The organism is Parviterribacter kavangonensis (assembly GCF_056863335.1).
Map to the genome: position 1 here is coordinate 1 of NZ_JBXPJA010000001.1, position 18177 is coordinate 18177.

The 18177-nt window shown below is 75.2% G+C and carries 14 protein-coding genes; 9 read left to right on the forward strand and 5 right to left on the reverse strand.

The window, feature by feature from the left end:
- Window positions 1-178: 178 nt before the first annotated feature.
- On the reverse strand, window positions 179-1255 hold the full coding sequence (locus tag AC1UE4_RS00005; RefSeq protein ID WP_482915161.1) for a methyltransferase: 1077 nt from the start codon (window positions 1253-1255) through the stop codon (window positions 179-181).
- A 106-nt stretch (window positions 1256-1361) separates the two neighbouring features.
- Here AC1UE4_RS00005 and AC1UE4_RS00010 point away from each other — a divergent pair, with 106 nt between their 5' ends.
- The 5 genes from AC1UE4_RS00010 (at window position 1362) to AC1UE4_RS00030 (ending at window position 9083) form a co-directional block, all read left to right on the forward strand.
- Window positions 1362-4628 carry an ATP-binding protein gene (locus AC1UE4_RS00010; RefSeq protein WP_482915162.1) on the forward strand — a complete coding sequence of 1089 codons (3267 nt, stop codon included), beginning with the start codon at window positions 1362-1364 and terminating at the stop codon, window positions 4626-4628.
- A gap of 13 nt (window positions 4629-4641) precedes the next feature.
- Window positions 4642-5853, forward strand: a complete 1212-nt coding sequence (locus AC1UE4_RS00015; protein WP_482915163.1) for a glycosyltransferase family 4 protein — start codon at window positions 4642-4644, stop codon at window positions 5851-5853.
- 11 nt (window positions 5854-5864) lie between these two features.
- On the forward strand, window positions 5865-6524 hold the full coding sequence (locus AC1UE4_RS00020) for a hypothetical protein (RefSeq protein ID WP_482915164.1): 660 nt from the start codon (window positions 5865-5867) through the stop codon (window positions 6522-6524).
- A gap of 49 nt (window positions 6525-6573) precedes the next feature.
- The gene (locus AC1UE4_RS00025) at window positions 6574-8067 is read left to right on the forward strand and encodes a S8 family peptidase (RefSeq protein WP_482915165.1); all 1494 of its coding nucleotides are present in this window, start codon (window positions 6574-6576) and stop codon (window positions 8065-8067) included.
- Between the two features lie 74 nt (window positions 8068-8141).
- Window positions 8142-9083 (forward strand): hypothetical protein, encoded by a 942-nt coding sequence (locus AC1UE4_RS00030; protein WP_482915166.1) that lies wholly within the window; start codon window positions 8142-8144, stop codon window positions 9081-9083.
- Here AC1UE4_RS00030 and AC1UE4_RS00035 read toward each other — a convergent pair.
- A complete protein-coding gene (locus AC1UE4_RS00035) occupies window positions 9041-9526 on the reverse strand; it encodes an RNA polymerase sigma factor (RefSeq protein ID WP_482915167.1) in 486 nt (161 codons plus the stop codon). The genes AC1UE4_RS00030 and AC1UE4_RS00035 overlap by 43 nt on opposite strands.
- Before the next feature lie 139 nt (window positions 9527-9665).
- Here AC1UE4_RS00035 and AC1UE4_RS00040 point away from each other — a divergent pair, with 139 nt between their 5' ends.
- A complete protein-coding gene (locus tag AC1UE4_RS00040; RefSeq protein WP_482915168.1) occupies window positions 9666-11231 on the forward strand; it encodes an acetate--CoA ligase in 1566 nt (521 codons plus the stop codon).
- Here AC1UE4_RS00040 and AC1UE4_RS00045 read toward each other — a convergent pair.
- A complete protein-coding gene (locus AC1UE4_RS00045; RefSeq protein WP_482915169.1) occupies window positions 11213-11752 on the reverse strand; it encodes a hypothetical protein in 540 nt (179 codons plus the stop codon). The genes AC1UE4_RS00040 and AC1UE4_RS00045 overlap by 19 nt on opposite strands.
- A 125-nt stretch (window positions 11753-11877) precedes the next feature.
- Between AC1UE4_RS00045 and AC1UE4_RS00050 the strand changes: the two genes are divergently transcribed.
- Together AC1UE4_RS00050 and AC1UE4_RS00055 are read left to right on the forward strand one after the other, a co-directional pair.
- Window positions 11878-12981 carry a sensor histidine kinase gene (locus AC1UE4_RS00050; protein ID WP_482915170.1) on the forward strand — a complete coding sequence of 368 codons (1104 nt, stop codon included), beginning with the start codon at window positions 11878-11880 and terminating at the stop codon, window positions 12979-12981.
- Entirely contained in the window at window positions 12978-13640 is a 663-nt protein-coding gene (locus AC1UE4_RS00055; RefSeq protein WP_482915171.1) for a response regulator transcription factor, read from the forward strand. Before AC1UE4_RS00050 ends, AC1UE4_RS00055 begins: the two co-directional genes overlap by 4 nt.
- A 27-nt stretch (window positions 13641-13667) precedes the next feature.
- On the opposite strand, the gene AC1UE4_RS00060 is transcribed toward AC1UE4_RS00055, so the two are convergent.
- Entirely contained in the window at window positions 13668-14066 is a 399-nt protein-coding gene (locus AC1UE4_RS00060) for a CBS domain-containing protein (protein ID WP_482918184.1), read from the reverse strand.
- Between the two features lie 120 nt (window positions 14067-14186).
- On the opposite strand from AC1UE4_RS00060, the gene AC1UE4_RS00065 reads away from it, so the two are divergent.
- The gene (locus tag AC1UE4_RS00065) at window positions 14187-15623 is read left to right on the forward strand and encodes an aminotransferase class I/II-fold pyridoxal phosphate-dependent enzyme (protein WP_482915172.1); all 1437 of its coding nucleotides are present in this window, start codon (window positions 14187-14189) and stop codon (window positions 15621-15623) included.
- Here AC1UE4_RS00065 and AC1UE4_RS00070 read toward each other — a convergent pair.
- A complete protein-coding gene (locus AC1UE4_RS00070; RefSeq protein WP_482915173.1) occupies window positions 15620-18058 on the reverse strand; it encodes a lytic murein transglycosylase in 2439 nt (812 codons plus the stop codon). The genes AC1UE4_RS00065 and AC1UE4_RS00070 overlap by 4 nt on opposite strands.
- Window positions 18059-18177 lie beyond the last annotated feature (119 nt).

An 18177-nucleotide genomic window follows, 5' to 3' on the forward strand; every position in this document is an offset into this window, starting at 1 on the left:
ATAACCACCCCCACCCCCCCCCCCCCCCCCCCCCTCCCCCCCCCCCCCCCCCCCCCCCCCCCCCCCCCCCCCCCCCCCCCCCCCCTCCCCCTCCCCCCCCCCCCCCCCCCCCCCCCCCCCCCCAGGCCGGCGGCGCCGACGGCCTCGAGCGAGAAGTGCACGAGGACGTCGACGGCCATCAGGGACGGACCTCGTACACGCAGTCGAACGGGGTCTCCGCGATGCGGGCGACGCTGCTGAAGCCGGCCTCGATGCTCAGCTCGCGCAGGCGGTCCTCGTGGACGCCGCAGGTGCCGAGGCCTGCGCCGTCCTTCGCGAGCGACGTCGTCATGCAGTGCAGCACGCTGATGCCGTACTTGAGCGTGGCGAGCGGCCCGACGTTGTCCTCGAGCTTCGGCTCGCTGGAGATGTCGAGGCAGACGTAGACGCCGCCGGGCTTCACCGCGCCGCGGATCGAGCGCAGCAGTCCGAGCGGGTCGGCCGAGTCGTGCACGACGTCGAACGTCGTGACGAGGTCGTACTGCTGCGGCAGCCCGCCGCTGCCGTCGGCGATGCGGATGTCGACGCGGTCTACGACGCCGGCCTCCTCGACGGCGCGGCGGGCGCGCGCGACGGCGTCCTCCGAGACGTCGTAGCCGTGGAAGCGCGACTGCGGGAACGCCTCGGCGAGCCGGATGAGCGCGCGGCCGGTGCCGCAGCCGACGTCCGCGACGTCGATGCCGCGCTCGAGGGCCTCCTGCAGCCCGTCGACCGCCGGCACCCACTCCTGGACGAGCAGGTGGTCGAACGCGACGCCGGTGATCTGCTCGAGGCCGGCCCAGAAGTGGTCGCCGTACTCGGCGATCGGGACGCCGCCGCCGGTGCGGAACGCCGCCTCGACGCCGTCCGCCGCGCTCAGCACGCCGCGGGCGAGGCCGGCGGCGCCGCCGAGGTACGTCGGGGCGTGCTCGTGGGCGAGGACGAGCGCGTGCTCGAACGGCAGCGAGAAGCGCTTGGCGGCCGCGTCGTAGTCGACGTAGCCCGCGCTGGCCATGCAGGCGGCCCACTCGCGGACGTAGCGCTCGGCGGTGCCGGTGCGGGCGGCGAGCTCCTCGCTCGTGGCGGGGCCGCCCTCGGCGAGGGCACGCCACAGGCCGACGCGCGAGCCGATCGAGGTGAGGACGGTCACGTACGCGCCGGCGGCGTCGGCGATCGCCTGGAAGGTGAACGCCTCGACGCGGGCCTCGTCGATGTGGATGTCGGGAGCAACGGCCATGGGACCTCCGTGGTGAGCGGGTGGGGAGCGGGTGTTCATCCCATGGGCGTAACGCGCGACGGAACGATCTGTACGGTCGGCGCCGGCGCCCGTAGAGTCGGCGGCGATGGCCACCCTCGAGCGCTCGTTCGTCGGCCGCGACCGCGAGCTCTCCCGGCTCCGTGAAGCGATCGCGTCGGCCCGCGGCGGCCGCGGAGGCCTCGTGACCGTCACCGGCGACGCGGGCATCGGCAAGACCCGCCTCGTCGAAGCGGCCACCGAAGACGCCGATCCCGTCTGGGGCCGCTGCTGGGAGGCCGGCGGAGCACCCGCCTTCTGGCCGTGGATCGAGGTCCTCCGAACCCTCACCGCCCGCCGCGGCGCGGCCGCGTTGAGATCGAGGGTGGAGGCCGCGGCGCGAGAGGTCGCGAGACTCGTCCCCGAGCTCGCGGCCGCGGCGCCGGAGGGGTCTTCCGGGAGGCCCGGCGAAGGGGCCTCGGCGGCGGCCCGCGAAGGGGCTGCGGCGGAGGGGTCTCCGGCGGCGCCCGGAGACGGGGCTCCAGACGCGGCGGCGCGGTTCGCTCTCTTCGACGGGGTCGCGCAGGTGCTGCTCGCGGCGGCGGCGGCCGAGCCTCTCGTCGTCGTGCTCGACGATCTGCACGCGGCGGATCCCGCGTCTCTGCGGTTGATCGAGCTCCTCGCGCCGCGGCTTGCGTCGTCTCGGCTGCTGCTCGTCGGGACGTTCCGGGTCGCCGATCCGGGGACGGATGCGGCGATCGAGCGGCTGCTCACCGGGCTGGGGCGCCGCGGGGAGCAGCTCGTCCTCTCCGGGCTCGACCGCGAGGCCGCCGAGCTGCTCGCGGCGGCGAGCGCGACCGCCGCGATGTCGCCGGCGACGCTCGAGCGGGTCCTGCGGCGGGCGGAGGGCAACCCCTTCTTCCTGCAGGCGCTCGCGTCCGCGGCGGGCGACGCGCTGCCGGGCGGGGTGCAGGAGGCGATCGGGCGGCGACTCGAGCCGCTGCCGGCGGGCACGCGCGCCACGCTGGCGGCCGGCGCGGTCGTCGGGCGCGACTTCTCGGTCGCGCGCGTCGCCCTCCTCCGCGACGTCAAGCCCGACGAGGCGCTCGCGCTCGTCGAGCCGGCGGTCCGCGCCGGGCTGGTGACGCTCGGCGACGCGGGCGAGCTGCGGTTCGCGCACATGCTCATCCGCGACTGGCTCTACGCCGAGCTCGAGCCGGGCGAGCGCGCCGAGCTGCACCGGCGCGAGGCCGACGCGCTCGAGACGCGGGCGCGCGCGGACCCGGAGCTGCTGCAGGAGCTGGCCTACCACCGCGCCGCGGCCGCTCCCGTCACCGGCGCCGCGCCCGCGGTCGCCGCGTGCGAGCGGGCCGGGCAGCACGCGCTCGCGGGGCTGGCGTTCGAGGACGCCGCCGCGCAGTACGCCCGCGCGCTGGCGATCGCCGACCACGCGCTCGAGCCGCTCGAGCCGCAGCGCCGCGCGCTCCTGCTGCTCGCGCTCGGCGACGCCCACAGCCGCGCCGGCGACGCCGAGGCAGCCCGCGATGCGTTCGTCCGCGCCGCCAACCTCGCGCGGACCGGCGGTCTGGCGCACCAGCTCGCCCACGCCGCGCTCGGCTTCGGCCGCGTCGTCGTGCGCCCGGGGGAGGTCGACCACACGCTCGTCGCGCTGCTCGAGCAGGCGATCGCGGTCGTCGGCGACGACGAGCCCGCGCTGCGGTCGCGCCTGCTCGCCCGCCTGGCGCGCGAGCTGCACTTCGGCCCCGGCTCGGAGCGCCCGCGCGCGCTGGCCGAGGAGGCCGTCGCGCTCGCCGAACGCGACGGCGACCCGGCCGTCCGCGCGTTCGCGCTCATCGCCTGGCACGTCTCGGTCAACGTCCCCGACACGGTCGAGGAACGCTTCGCGGCCGCGGCCCGCGCGATCGCGTTCGCCCGCGAGGCCGGCGACGCCGAGCTGCAGCTGGAGGCGCACGTCGCGCGCGCGATCGACGCGATCGAGCTCGGCCGGCCGTCCGACGCCTCCGACGAGCTCGACGCCGCCGACCTGCTCGCCGCCGGCCTCCGGCAGCCCGCGCTCACCTGGCGCGTGCTGCTCGTGCGCACGACGATCGCGCTGCTCGCCGGGCGCTTCGACGACGCCGAGCGGCTGATCGCCGAGGCGGAGCTGGTCGGCGGCCGCGCCCGCGGCGACGGCGCCTGGCGCTACCGGCTGCTGCAGGAGTCGTACCTGCGCGAGCTGCGCGGCGGCCTTGAGGAGCTGGAGCCGGACATGCGGGCGATGACCTCGCGGGCGACGATCGTCTGGCGCGAGATGCTCACGTACCTCCTCGCGCAGACGGGACGGCTCGAGGAGGCGCGGGCGCAGTTCGCGGGCATCGTCGCGGAGGACTTCGGCGGGCCGGTCGACGACATGGCGTCGCTCTCGCTGCTCGGGCGCTGCGGCGACATCGCCGTGAAGCTCGGCGACCGCGAGAGCGTCGCGAAGCTCCACGGCCGCCTGCTGCCGTACGCGGAGCGCTGGAACGCCGCGGGCGGCGGCCTGTGCACCGGCATCGTCCACGCGCGGCTCGGGCCGATGGACCTGCTGCTGGGCCGGACCGGCGAGGCCGTCGACCATCTGCGACGCGCCGTCGAGGCCCATCGCGCCGCGGGCGCCGCGCCGCTGGCGGCGCTGAGCGAGGCCGACCTCGCCGACGCTTTGCGGGCGGCCGGGGAGCGCGACGAGGCCGCCGCGCTGACCGACCATGCGCTCGGCGTCGCCCGCGCGCTCGGGATGCGGCCGCTCGCCGACCGCCTCGCCGCGACGGCGGTCCCGGCGTCCGCGGCCGCCGAGGAGGCGCGGCTGGCGCGCGAGGGCGAGGTGTGGGTCGTCGCCCACCGCGGCGCCACCGTGCGCGTCCGGGACCGCAAGGGCATCGGCTACCTCGCGACGCTGCTCGAGCGCCCGCACCAGGAGGTGGCGGCGCTCGACCTCGCCTCCGCCGGCGAGGCGCTGCCGGACAGCGACGCGGGCGAGCTGCTCGACGCCGAGGCGACGCGCGCCTACCGCGCCCGCGTGGCGGAGCTGCGCGACGAGCTCGAGGAGGCGCGGCGCTTCAACGACCCGCTCCGCGCCGAACGCGCCTCGGAGGAGCTCGAGCTGCTGTCGGCCGAGCTGTCGCGGGCGGTCGGGCTCGGCGGGCGCAGCCGGCGCGCAGCGTCGGCCTCCGAGCGGGCCCGCGTCAGCGTCACGCGGGCGCTGCGATCGGCCATCGCGGCGGTCGCCGAGCAGCATCCGGCGCTCGGCGAGCACCTCGAGGCCGCCGTCCGCACGGGCGCCCACTGCCGGTACGCGCCGGCGCCCGGCGGTGACGTGACCTGGCGGGTCGTTCGGTAGGTTCTGGCGCGTCGTGACGGCCCGCGTCCTGGTCCTGTCCTGGGAGTACCCGCCGATCGTCGAGGGCGGGCTGGCCCGAGCGGTCCGCAAGCTGTCCGAGAACCTCGTCGCCTCCGGTGTCGAGGTGCACGTCCTGACGCGGGGCGGTGACCACGCGCCCGCCGAGGAGGACCGCCACGGGGTCATCGTGCACCGCGTCCGCGAGCCGAGCTTCCCCCGCAACGACCTCGATGCGTTCCTCGCCTGGGTGCACCAGATGAACGCCGACATGCTCGCGGCGGGCGCCTCGCTGATGGAGCGGTTCGGGTTCGACCTCCTGCACTCGCACGACTGGCTCGTCGCCCGCGCGGCCGAGCGGCTGGCGCAGCGGATGGACGTGCCCTGGGTCGTGACCGTCCACGCGACGGAGCACGGCCGCCACCAGGGCTGGGTCGACAAGCACCCGCAGTCGTTCATCCACGGCGTCGAGCGGCGGATGGTCCACCGCGCCGACCGCGTGATCGCCTGCTCGACGTTCATGCAGGGCCACATCGCCGACGTCTTCGAGGTCGCCCCCGGCCGGGTCACGACGATCCCGAACGGGATCGATCCCGAGGACCTGCACGCGCCCGGCGACCTCGACGCGCTGCGGCTGCGGTACGCCGAGCCGCATCAGAAGCTCATCCTGCTCGCCGGCCGGCTGGTGTACGAGAAGGGCTTCCAGGTCGCGCTCGACGCGCTGCCGCAGGTGATCCGCCGCGTCGGCGACGTCCGGTTCCTCGTCGCGGGCACCGGCACGCACGAGGCGGAGCTGCGCGCGCAGGCGCTCCGGCTCGGGCTGAACTGGCACGGGACGTTCGCCGGCTGGCTGGGCGACGACACGCTGCACGGGCTCTACCGGATCGCCGACCTCTGCGTGATCCCGTCGCTGTACGAGCCGTTCGGCCTCGTCGCGCTCGAGGCGATGGCGTCCGGCTGCCCCTGCGTGGCGGCCGACACCGGCGGGCTGCGCGAGGTCGTGCCGCGCGACGTGGGGCTGCGCTTCCGCACCCGCGACGCCGCGGCGCTGGCGACGACGATGGAGCGGGTGCTCACCGATCAGGAGCTGCACGACCGGCTCGTCGCCGAGGGGCGCGAGCACGTCCTGCGGTTCGACTGGGCCGACGTCGCGGACCGCACCGCCGCCCTCTACGCGGAGCTGCTGAGCGGCACGCGGACGGGTGCAGGCGCTTCTTCCAGCCTGTAGCGTCGGCGGCGATGGGCCGCTTCCTCGTTCCGCTCATCGTGCTGGTGGTCGTGGCGCTTCCGGGGGCCGCGGAGGGGACGGTGCGGCAGGACGCGCGGCGCTTCGTGGACGCGGTCGCGGAGCTGAAGGTCGAGGTCGCGGCGCTGGAGCCCTCTGTCGCGGCGGCCTCGGAGGCGATGCAGCGGTGCCTGAAGCTGTCGTTCGACGCGCCGGAGCACGCCCGCGACCGCGCCGAGACGTTCGCGCTGACCGCGTTCGTGACCGGCCTGATCACGCCGGCGGAGAACGCGGTGGGCCGGGTGGTCGCCCGGCTCGAGGCGATCCCCGTCCGCGACCGCGCCCTGCGCGCCGGGCGGATGGGCTGGCGCCGCGTGCTGCAGTCGATCGCCGCGCTGCCGCGCGTCGACGACGCGTGCGGCGTGCTCGAGCGCTGGCAGGCGACGGGCTGGCGCGACGCCGCGGAGCCGCCCGATCTCGAGCCGGCGCTGCGCCGCGCCGACGCCATCGGAGGCGGAGCCGTCGTCGGGCGCTGGATGCTTGCCGCCGGGCACCGGCTCGTGCAGCTCGGGGTCCGCCCGCGCGACGCGCGCATGTTCATGGGGGAGACCGTCTTCGATCCCCTTCTCGCCCACACGTTCGACGCCTTCGACACGCTGCTCGAGATCGTCTGAGGCGCTTCTGGCGCGTCCGCACTCGCGGAACGCGGGTACGCCCGTTCCCGTGCGCCGTCTCCTCGTCGCGTCGCTGACCCTGCTCGCCCTCGCGCTCTCCACCGGCACGGCGAGCGCCGACTCGGTCATCGTGCGCGTCGAAGACGACACGGTCCTCGGCCGGCTCGCCGAGCCGCTGCCGCTGCCGGGCGCGTTCGAGGTCCCGGTGCCCGACGGCGTCCCCGTCGACGTCTTCGTGCAGCAGCTGCAGGCGCTGCCGGGCGTGCTCTACGCCGAGGCCGACGAGCAGCGGTTCGCGCACGCCGTGCCGGCCGACCCGCTCTTCGGCGAGCAGTGGGCGCTGCCCGTCATCCGCGCGCCCGAGGCGTGGGACATGACGACGGGATCGGCGGACGTGGAGCTCGCGCTCGTCGACTCCGGCGTGGACCTCGACCACCCCGACCTCGCCCCGAACCTCGTCGAGGGACACGACTTCGTCGACGGCGACGGCACGCCGGCGGACACCGACGGCCACGGGACGCAGGTCGCGGGCATCGCCGGCGCCGCCGCCGAGAACGGGGCGGGCATCGCGGGCGTCACCTGGCGCGGGCGGCTGCTGCCGCTGCGCGTGCTCGACGGCCACGGCGAGGGCGACGTCGCCGACGCCATCCGGGCGTACGGCTGGGCGATCCGGTCCGGCGCGCGGGTCGTGAACGTCTCCTGGGGCGGGTCGCAGCCGTCGCGCGCCGAGCGCGAGATGATCGCCGAGCACCCCGGCGTGCTCTTCGTGTCCTCCGCCGGCAACGAGAGCCGCGACGTCGACGCCCGGCCCGAGTACCCGTGCACGTACGACCTCCCGAACGTCGTCTGCGTCGCGGCGAGCGACCGCGACGACGCGCTCGCCCCGTTCTCCAACCACGGCGCGCGCGGCGTCGACCTGGCGGCGCCCGGCGTCGGCATCGCGACGACGCGGCGCGGCGGCGGCTGGGCGCTGCAGAGCGGCACCTCGATGGCGGCGCCGCTCGTCTCCGGCACCGCCGCGCTCATGCTGTCCCGCAGCCCGCAGGCGAGCGTCGCGGAGGTCCGTCAGGCGCTCCTCTCGACGGCCGCCGAGGTGCCGGCCCTGCACGATCGCGTGGCCACCGGCGGGCGCCTCGACGCCGCCGCGGCCGTCGCGGCGATCGGCGTGGGGAGGACCGAGCGCTCGACGAGCGGCCGCGCCAGCCGCACGCGACTCGACGTCGCCGTGACGCGGATGGCGCCCGCCAGGTCGCTCGCGAAGCTGCTGCGCTCGGGCCTGCGCGCGCAGATCACGTGCTCGAGGGCGTGCCGCCTCGACGTCACCCTGCTGGCCCGGCGGCGGGGGCGCGACGTCACGCTCGCCTCGGGCGGCGGAGGCGAGCGCTTCTACCGCGCCGGCGTCACGCTGCGCGTGCGGCTCGCCGGCGGCCGGCGCCGGGCGCTCGCAAAGCTCCGCACCCTCAACGCACGCCTCGTCGTCCGCGCGACGGGCCAGGACGGCCGCTCCGCGACCACCCGCCGCAGCGTTCGCCTGAGTCGGTAGCGCGTGGGCGGGAACGCCCGGCCGCGGGCGGACGGGTCGGGTAGGGTCGCGGACGCGATGCGAGGAGTCGCCCGGTGAGCCAGGACCCTCATGCCGACGTCGCCGGCCTGGCCGACGGCTCGCTGCCGCCCGGCCGCCGGACGGATGCCGAGGCGCGCGTCGCACGGTCGCCGGAGCTGCAGGCGGCGCTGGACCGGCAGCGCGCGGCGCTCGAGGCGATCCGGACGGACGAGCACCACGCGCCCGACCGGCTGCGGTCGTGGCTGCAGGCCCTCGGTCCCGCGACGGGGGAGGGGCGCCCGGAGCGCGCGCCCGCGGACGAGGAGCGGGAGGAGCGCGAGGGCCGCGAGACGATCCGCATCAAGGGCCGCATCGACCCGCCGGAGAGCGGCGCGTTCGCTCCGCCGCCGTGGCGCGCCGGGTCCGCGGCGTCCGCCGGCAGCCGCGCGCTGCCGATGCGCCGCCGCCGGCGCGCGCGGCCCGGGCTCATCGCGCTCGGGTTCGTCGTGCTCGCGTGCGCGATCGGCGCCGCCGTGATCGTCTCCGGCCGCGAGGACGAGCCGCCGGCCTTCGAGCAGGCCGCCGCGCTCGGCGGCAAGGAGCCGGACACGGCCGACGCCCGCCTGCAGCCGCTCAACGGCGCGGTCCGCCGGCTCTCGATCGACGGCGTCGGCTTCCCCGACTGGCACCGGACGCCCGGCTGGCGCGCGGTCGGCGCGCGGCGCGACCAGGTTGGCGGTCACAAGAGCGCGACGGTCTTCTACAGCCGCGGCGGGAAGCAGGTCGCGTACACGGTGCTGGAGCGCCCGTCGGTCAAGGCGCCGGACGACACGGAGCGCGTCGCCCGCGGCCGGTTCGGCTTCCGGGTGACGAAGGTCGGCGACCGCGAGGTCGCCATGTGGGCCAGCGACGGGCGCACGCACATGCTCACGAGCGCGGACGTGCCGCGGTCGGCGCTGGTGACGCTCGGGGCCTACGCCAGGGGCGCGCGGCCCTCGCGGGCGTCGCGCTCCTGATCCTCGGCGGCGTCCGCCAGCACGCGCGCGATCCGGTCGCGCCCGCGGTACAGGCGGCTCGCGAGGTCGCCCTCGCGCACACCGAGCACCTGCGCCGCGTCGCCGTGCGACAGCCCGCCGACGTCGACGAACGCCACCGCGTCGCGCTGCTCCTGCGGCAGGCGGCTGATGATGGCGGGGACGTCGTCCGGCTCCGGCGCCGCGACGTTCACCAGCCGCCGCCGCTTGCCCCGTGCGGGGTCGAGGAAGAGCCCGTGCAGCGTCGAGAGCAGGTGCACGAGGACGTCGCCGCGCACCCGCTGCGGGTCGCGCAGGGCGAGCAGGCACGTGGCCTGGACGAGGTCGTGGGCCGACGACGCCTCGCCCGTCAACGCCCGCGCGACCCGCCAGAGCGAGTCCAGGTACGGGTCGAGGGCCGCGGGGTCGAGGGCGCGACGACGCATCGCCAAGGAGGTTCGCAGAAGTCGCGGCCGGGGTCCGCAGGTCTTCGCCCGCGCTTCCCCCATCGGACCGCTGGAGGCCAGGGCCCCGGGGAGGAGCCCACCCTTGCGGATCCCCCGGGAGGGGCGGAGGATGCCGGGCATGCGGAGCTACGACGAGGTCCGGTCCACCTGGGAGTGGCGCGTCCCGGAGCGCTACAACATCGCCGCGGACGTCTGCGACAAGCACCCGCGCGACAAGCTCGCGATGGTCTGGGAGCGGTTCGACGGGGCGCGGCGCGAGCTCGTCTGGGGCGAGCTCCAGGACCTCGCCAACCAGGCGGCGCACGTCCTGCGCGAAGCGGGCGTCGAGCGCGGCGACCGCGTGGCCGTGGTCCTGCCGCCGACGGCCGAGACGGCGGCGATCTTCTTCGGCACCTGGAAGCTCGGCGCGCTCCTGCTGTCGATGTCCGTCCTCTACGGCGACGACGGGATCCGCCACCGGCTCAACGACTCCGAGCCGCGGGTGCTCGTCACCGACCGGGCGAACGCGCCGCGGTTCGAGAGCAGCGGCGTCGACCTCCTCATCGTCGACGACGGCCTGCTCGACGGCGCGCCGACCGATCCCTTCTCGACCGACACGGCGGCCGAGGACCCGGCGCAGCTGTACTACACGTCCGGGACGACCGGTCTCGCGAAGGGCATCATCCACGCCCACCGCTATCTGCTCGCCCACAACGAGTTCGAGCTCAGCCACGAGGTGCAGGACGGTGAGCGCTTCCACGGCATGGGGGAGTGGGCGTGGGCCGCGGGGATCGCGCCGCTGCTCGGGCCGTGGCGGCTCGGCGCCGTCCAGGTCGTCTTCCAGCGCGAGGGCGGGTTCGACCCGCACAAGCAGCTCGACTTCCTCAGCCGCAACGAGGTCACGAACGTCTTCACGACCCCGACCGCGATGCGGGCGATGATGGCGATCGAGGACGCGGGCTCGCGCTACCCGCAGAAGTTCCGTCGCGTGTGCAGCGCGGGCGAGCCGCTGAACCCCGAGGCGATCCGCTGGTTCCGCGAGCAGTACGGCATCACCGTGCTCGACTACTACGGGCTCACGGAGTCCTATCCGCTGTGCTCGAACTTCCCGTGGATGGAGGTCCGCGAGGGCTCGATGGGCCGCCCGATGCCGGGCTGGGACGTGCAGATCCTCGACGAGGACGAGCAGCCGGTGCCGCAGGGCGAGCGCGGCGAGATCTGCCTGCGCGCCCGGTCGAACCCGCACTACCCGCTCGGCTACTGGCGCCAGCCGGAGGCGAGCGAGGAGACGTTCGGCGGCGGCTGGTTCCACACGAAGGACGCCGCGACGCAGGACGAGGACGGCTACATCTGGTACGCGGGCCGCGCGGACGACGTGATCATCGCGGCCGGCTACCGCATCGGGCCCTTCGAGGTGGAGTCCGCGTGCCTCGAGCACCCGGCGGTGCGCGAGGCGGCGGCGGTGGCGTCGCCCGACGAGGTGAAGGGCCACGTCGTGAAGGCGTTCGTCGTGGTCGCGGAGGGTCACGAGCCGAGCGACGCGCTCGCGGACGAGATCAAGAAGTTCGTCCGCGAGCGCCTGTCGGCGTACGCCTACCCCCGCCGGATCGAGTTCGTCGACGACCTCCCCAAGACGCTGACGGGGAAGATCCGGCGGATCGAGCTGCGCGAGCGCGAGCGGGAGGCTCAGGCCACCGCCGGCTGAAGCGCGGGCTCGCGCACCATCCGGGCGGCGATCGCGATCCAGAACGCGCCGGTCACGAGCGGGCCGCCGACCGTCGCGAGCGGGAACGTGATGATCAGCAGCCCCGGCAGCGCGAACGCGACCGCCTTCGGGACGGCGTTCGTGCGGCGCAGGCCGATCGTCAGGAGCACCGACGACACGAGCCACGTGAGCAGGCAGAGCGGCGCGACGACGTCGAAGATCGCCAGGTCCTCGCCGTTGACGACCGAGGAGGCCGACAGCGCGGCGAGCACCAGCATCGCTGCGGCGGCGGCGAGGCCGGCGCGTGCCCTGCCGGCGAGCTGCCCGAGCAGCCGGTACATCGGCGCGAGGAGGACGAGCGCGATCGGCAGCCCGCCCGTCACGAGGTACTCCGCAGTCGAGTCGATCGTGTGGTGCGTCTCGGCCGGGAAGTCATGAGTGGCCTCGAGGGCCCCCATGAAGGCGAAGGCGGCGCCGGCCGCGGCGGTGGAGAGGGCGATGGAGCGAGTGGACTTGAGCATGGCCGGGACGCTACGTCCGGCCCGGTGCGCCGTCGTCGGCCACGCGGGCGATCTTGACCCCGACTCATCGCCGGTCCCGAACCCGACTCAAGTCGTAGTGACGACCGTTTACGCTCGCCGCTCGCATGCGCCGGATCCGCCCCGTCGACGTCCTCATCGCCGCCGTCCTCCTCGTGTGGGGGCTGCTCGAGGCGATCCTGCTCGAGGGCGCGGGGCCGACGCCGGAGCGCATCGGCTGGGCGATCCAAGTGACGGTGCCCATCGCGTTCCGCCGGCGCGCCCCGGTCGGCGTCCCGATCGCGCTCGCGGCGCTCGTCATCCTGCGCGTCGTCGTCGCGCAGGGCGACACGGCCGAGGAGGGCGCCATGCCGTTCCCGGCGCTGCTCGTCGCGCTGTTCTCGGCCGCCGTGTACGCGCGCACGCTGCGCCTCGCGGTGATCGCGGGGCTCGCCGTCTACGCGGCCCTCGTCACGGTCATCGCGCTCACCTACTTCACGGGCGATCCCGAGCCGTCGGACTTCGCCGTCCTGTCCTTCTTCGCCGCGGCCGCGTGGACGGCCGGGTACTTCGTGCGCCGCCGCGCCGAGAGCGGCGAGGTCCAGGCGCGGGAGGCGGTCGACGCAGAGCGGGCGCGCATCGCGCGCGAGCTGCACGACATCATCGGGCACTCGATGTCGGCGATCGCGTTGCAGGCAGGGGCGGCGGAGACGCTGCTGCGGTCCGATCCGGACAAGGCGGCCACGCACCTGCAGGCGGTCCAGCGCACGACGCGCGAGGCGCTCGCCGAGATGCGCCGCCTGATGGGCGTGCTCCGCGAGGACGAGGCGCAGTACGCGCCGCAGCCCGGCCTCGGGACGCTCGAGGCGCTCGTCGGCCAGGCCCGCGCGGCGGGGCTTGACGTCGAGGTCGTCGAGGTCGGGGAGCGGCCGGAGCTGCCGCCGGGCGTCGATCTCGCTGCCTACCGGATCGTGCAGGAATCGCTGACGAACGCGCGCAAGCACGCCGGGAACGTCCGCACGCGCGTGACGATCCGCTACGAGGACGAGGCCGTCGACGTCGAGGTGCTGAACGACCGCGGGTCCGCGCTGTCGGGCCGCAACGGCAGCGGGCGCGGGTTGGCCGGCATGGCCGAGCGCGCGCGGCTCTTCGGCGGCACGCTCGAGAGCGGCATCGCGCGCGACGGCGGCTTCCGCGTCCACGCCCGGCTGCCGGTGGAGTCGCGCTCGTGATCCGGGTGCTCATCGCCGACGACCAGGCGCTCGTGCGCGGCGGCCTGCAGGCGATCCTCGGCGCCAACGACGACATCGAGGTCATCGGCGAGGCCGAGGACGGCGACGAGGCGATCGTCAAGACGCTGTCGCTGCAGCCGGACGTCGTCGTCATGGACATCCGGATGCCGCGCGTCGACGGCATCGAGGCGACGCGCCGGCTCGTCGAGCGCGAGGTGCCCGCGCGGGTGCTCATCCTCACGACGTTCGACCTCGACGAGTACGTCTACGCGGCGCTGCGCGCCGGCGCGAGCGGGTTCATCCTCAAGGACGCGCCGCCGGCCCGGCTCGCCGAGGCCGTCCGGACCGTCGCGGCCGGCGAGGCGCTGCTCGCCCCCGACATCACCAAGCGCGTCATCGAGCGCTACGTCGAGCTGCCGCCGCCCGGCGGGACCGGCGGCGCCGACCCGTTCGCCGAGCTGACGGCGCGCGAGCTCGAGGTCGTCCAGTGCGTCGCCCGCGGCCTGTCGAACCTCGAGGTCGGCGAGCGGCTCTTCCTCTCCGAGGCGACGGTGAAGACGCACCTCACCTCGATCCTGCGCAAGCTCGGCCTGCGCGATCGCACCCAGGTCGTGGTCCTCGCCTACGAGAGCGGCCTCGTCCGCCCGGGCGCCGCCTGACGGCGCCCGGGGAACGGACCAACGGACCTAGCGGGAGATCGCCTCCACGAGGTCGCCGACCTTCTCCTCGTCGATGTTGCGGGCGATGTCCGCCTGGCTGATGATGCCGACGAGGTCGTGCCCGTCGATCACGGGCAGGCGCCGGACCTGGTGGTCCGACATCGTGCGCAGCGCCTCGTCGATCGAGTCGTCGGCGCCGATGGTGACGGTCTTGCCGTCGCCGACGCCGAGCTCGCCCGCCTTGGTCGACGCGGGGTCCTTGCCCTTCGCCAGCACCTTCACGACGATGTCGCGGTCGGTCAGCATGCCCTTGAGGCGGTTGTCCTCGCCGCAGATCGGCAGAGAGCCGACGTCCAGCTTGGCGAGCAGGTTCGCCGCATCGAGCACGGAGTCGTTCTCACCGATGCAGGTGCAGTCGTCGGACATGATCTCGCGGGCCTTCTTCGCCACGGGTGCCCTCCTTCTGGTCGTTCTCCGGGGTCGCTAGTGGCGTACCCGCGTCGCGCGGACGTAGACACCTCCGACCGCAGGTACGCTCGCGCGGCGGTGAGCGGGGTTGACGACATGGACCGGGCGCCGCTGGCCGATGCGCTCGAGGCGTTCCTGTCCGCGCCGGGGGACCACTTCGGGCTGCCGGGGCACAAGCGCGCGCCGTGGCTGGGCGATCCGCTGCTCGAGCGCGACGTGGCGCTCATCCCCGGCGTTGACGACGCGCGGCTGTCGCATGACGTGCTCGGGCGGGCGGAGCGGCTCGCGGCGCAGGCCTGGGGAGCGGACCGCTGCCGCTTCTCGGTCGCCGGGTCGACGATGGCCAACCAGGCGCTGCTGCTGGCGCTCGGGGCGCCGGGCGACGAGGTGGCGATCACGCGGACGCTGCATCGCTCGTCGTTCGCGGGCCTCGTCCTGAGCGGGCTGACGCCGGTGTGGCTGCGGCCCGACGTCGATCCGCAGACCGGGCTGACGGCGGGCGTCTCCACCGCGGAGGTGGCGGCGGCGCTGCAGCGCGGCGTGAGGGCGGTCGTGCTGGTCGAGCCGGCGTACACCGGCGTGCTCAGCGACCTGCCCGCGATCGCGCGCCTGACGCGGGAGGCGGGCGTGCCGCTCGTCGTCGACGAGGCGTGGGGCGCGCACTTCGGGTTCGCGCCCTCGCTGCCGCCGAACGCGCTGCAGGCCGGCGCCGACGCGATGGTCACGTCGGTCCACAAGACGCTGACGGCGTTCACGCAGGGCGCGCTCGTCCTCTGGCGCGAGGGCCCGCTGGACACGCGGCGCGTCGAGGACGCGTTCGACGCGCTGCACACGACGAGCCCGAGCGCCGCGATCTTCGCCTCGATCGACCGTGCCCGCCTGCTCGCCGCGACCGAGGGGCCGGCGCTGCTCGACCGCGCGCTCGGGCACGCGCGGCGCTTCCGGCAGGCCATCGGCGCGATCGACGGCGTGCGGCTCGTCGACGGGTCGGTGCCGGCCCGCCTGCCCGCCGCCGCGGCGGTCGACCCGCTCAAGCTCGTCGTCTCGCTCGCGGGAACCGGCGCCGACGGCTTCGCGGTCGAGCGCGACCTCGAGCGCGCCGGCATCCGGCTCGAGATGGCCGACCGCGACACGCTCGTCCCGATCCTCACGCTCGCCGACGACGCGGCGAGCGTCGACCGCCTCATCGCGGCGCTGGCCGAGGCGATCGAGGCCCACCGCGGCCCGCCCCGCGCCGCCGCGGCCTCGGCCGCATGGCGCATCGCGCCGCAGACGGCGCTCTCGCCCCGCGACGCGTTCTTCGCGCCGTCCGAGCTCGTCGGCGCCCGCGACGCGATCGGCCGCGTGGCCGCCGAGCTCGCGGCGCCCTACCCGCCGGGCATCCCCGCGCTCGCGCCGGGGGAGGTCGTCACGGCCGAGCTGCTCGACGCGCTGCGGGCGGAGGCGGCGGCGGGCACGCGGATCGCCTACGCGACCGACCCGCTGCTGCAGGAGGTGCGCGTCGTCGCGCGCTAGTCGTGCGAGGAGGCGCGCCGGCCGGCGTTGCCGTACTTCTTCGGCGTGACCTTGATCGACGCCTTCGACGGCGTCGTGCGGACGACCGGGTTCTTGATGTCGTTCAGCCGGTCGATCACCTTCAGCCACTGGCCGGGCTTGAGGACCGTCGTGAACTTGCCGGACTGGCCGCCGACGGGGCGGTAGCCGACGTGGATGTGGTCCGCGTGATCGGCCATCGACAGCGTGTTGTCGCTGTTCGGGTACGTCATGAGGCTGATGATCTGGTGGGGCTTCATCGCCCCCTGCAGAGTCAGCAGCCGGCGGATCGTGATGTCGGTGATCGAGCCCGAGCCCTGGTGGCCGATGATCGGGATCCCGTTGATCGCCGCGATGTCGAGCGCGGTGCCGGTCGAGTGCTCCGAGACGTTGCCCGACGCGGTGAGGTAGCCGTGACCGCACTGGAGGCTCGACACCGTCGGGCGCAGGCCGTTCGCGGCGAGGAACTCGAGCAGCGCGAGCACGCGGCGGTCGATGACGCCGGTCATGACGTCGCGGCGGCCGCACGAGTAGATCGAGATGTTCGGGTTCTTCAGCACGCGGCGCTGCAGCGCCGTCTTGCTCATGAGCAGGATCTGGCCGACGGTCGGCGCCTTCGCGTCGTCGCCGAAGAAGGGGTTCTTGCGCGCCGAGCGGTAGATCGCCGTCGACTCGAGCAGCTTCCAGCCGTCGAGGATCGGCTTGGGGTCGACGCGCGGGGCGCCGCGGCCGGCCGGGCGGATCTCGAAGAGCATGTGCGGCGCGCGGGTCGAGCTCGTGTCGCCGATGTGGCCGAGGACCGTCCCGCCGACGATGGTCGAGCCGGGCTTGAGGCGCTTCCAGGTGACCTGGTCGGGCTTGACGTGCAGCAGCGTGCGGACGTAGTCGGCCTTGCCCGTGGGCGCCGGCGCGTCGACCTGGTGCTCGCCGCCGGACTGGAAGGCCTCCGGGCGACGGGGATGGGCGAAGAGCCGCTCCTTGCCGGGCGCGCCCTCCGGGCTCGCGGCCTCGGTCGTCGGCGTGGTGGCCGGCAGCGTCGGCTTGACGCCGCGCTTGGCGACCGGGTACGTCTGCTCGAGCGTCGCGAGGCGCGCGTAGGTGTACGTGTTGCCGTACGTGTCGCGGACGCGGATGTAGCGGCCGAGGCGGTCGCTGACGCCGCGGCTGACGACCTTGCCGTCGTGCGTCGCGACGACGGCGGCGCCGGGCTTGGAGAAGATGAGGACGCCGGTGCGCTGCTCGTCGCCCTCGACCGGGACGGCGGCGTTCTCGCCGGCGGCGACCCGCTTGGTCGCGCGCTTCTCGTCGAGGTCGTCGGCGTAGCGCGCCTTGGCGGCGACAGGGAAGCGGCCCTCGGTCAGGCCGGTGAGCGAGCCGACGAGATCGGCCGGCATGCCGCCGACGATCCGCGCCCGCATGAGGACGGAGTCGACGTACCAGTCGGCGTGGTTGTAGGCGAAGATCGCGCGGCGCAGGTCCTCGTCGGCACCCGCGGCCTTGAGGTAGCGCGCGGCGGCGAAGATCGCGTCGACGGGGTTGTACGGGTCCTTGCGGCCGTCACCGTTGGCGTCGACGCCGTACTGCTTCCACGTCGCGGGCATGAACTGCATCCAGCCGACGGCGCCCGCGCTCGAGACGTTGAGGTTGCGGCCGTAGTCGGTCTCGATCTCGTTGATGCCGGCCAGGACCTCCCAGCGGATGCCGTACTGCGTGCCGGCGGCCTGGTAGATCGGGAGGAGGAACGGGGGGATCCGGAACTTCTCGATGAAGAAGTTCGGGACGCCGATCGCGGCCGGGCCCGGCGTGGCGATCGAGGTCGACGGGTTGGCGAGCGTGGGGACGCCGCCCGGCGTGCGCAGCGGCGGCGTGACGGGGGTGCGGTCGATGTGGACGACCGGCAGCTTCTTCGTCTTCGTCGAAGCGCCCTTGCGCTTGGCCTTCTTCTTCGCCGGCGCGTCCTTCTTCTTGTCGTCCGCAGCCGGGTCGTCCTGCTTGCTGCCCTTGGCGTCGCGGACCTTCGGCTCGGCGGCGGCCGCGGGGTCCTCCTGCACGGGCTCGGCGGGCGCGGCCGCGTCGGCCGGAGCCGGGGCCTGCTCGGCGGGCGCTGCGGCCTGCTCGGCCGGGGCGGCAGGCTGTTCGGCCGGGGCCTCTGCGGCCGCAGCGGCAGCGGGGTCAGGCTGCGTGGCGGGATCGGGCGTGGCGGGGGCGGCGGGCGTGCCGGTGCCCGTCGTGGTGGCCGCCGTGGTCGAGGTGTCGGTCGCGGTGACGGTGCTCGGCGTCTCGCTCGCCGCGTCGGCGGCGGGAGCGATCGTCTCGGGCTGCTGGGTGCCGAGGGCGGCCTCGCCGGGCGCAGCCTCGGGCGCGGTGCCGTCCGCGTGGGACTGCAGGACGCCGGCGCCGAGGCCGACCGCGAGCACGCCGGCGCCTCCGAGGGCGGCAGCGAGCCGAAGACGGCCGGAGACGGGCCGCTCGGGAGCAGGGGGGCGGGAATCAGACGCCATGGACTCCCCCGCGTTCTTCGGCACGGCAATCGGTT

Bases quoted from the DNA above. Each gene is read 5' to 3' on its own strand.
- AC1UE4_RS00005 (WP_482915161.1), bottom strand. From the start codon at position 1,255: ATGGCCGTTGCTCCCGACATCCACATCGACGAGGCCCGCGTCGAGGCG.
- AC1UE4_RS00010 (WP_482915162.1), top strand. From the start codon at position 1,362: ATGGCCACCCTCGAGCGCTCGTTCGTCGGCCGCGACCGCGAGCTCTCC.
- AC1UE4_RS00020 (WP_482915164.1), top strand. From the start codon at position 5,865: ATGGGCCGCTTCCTCGTTCCGCTCATCGTGCTGGTGGTCGTGGCGCTT.
- AC1UE4_RS00035 (WP_482915167.1), bottom strand. From the start codon at position 9,526: ATGCGTCGTCGCGCCCTCGACCCCGCGGCCCTCGACCCGTACCTGGAC.
- AC1UE4_RS00040 (WP_482915168.1), top strand. From the start codon at position 9,666: ATGCGGAGCTACGACGAGGTCCGGTCCACCTGGGAGTGGCGCGTCCCG.
- AC1UE4_RS00045 (WP_482915169.1), bottom strand. From the start codon at position 11,752: ATGCTCAAGTCCACTCGCTCCATCGCCCTCTCCACCGCCGCGGCCGGC.
- AC1UE4_RS00050 (WP_482915170.1), top strand. From the start codon at position 11,878: ATGCGCCGGATCCGCCCCGTCGACGTCCTCATCGCCGCCGTCCTCCTC.
- AC1UE4_RS00060 (WP_482918184.1), bottom strand. From the start codon at position 14,066: ATGTCCGACGACTGCACCTGCATCGGTGAGAACGACTCCGTGCTCGAT.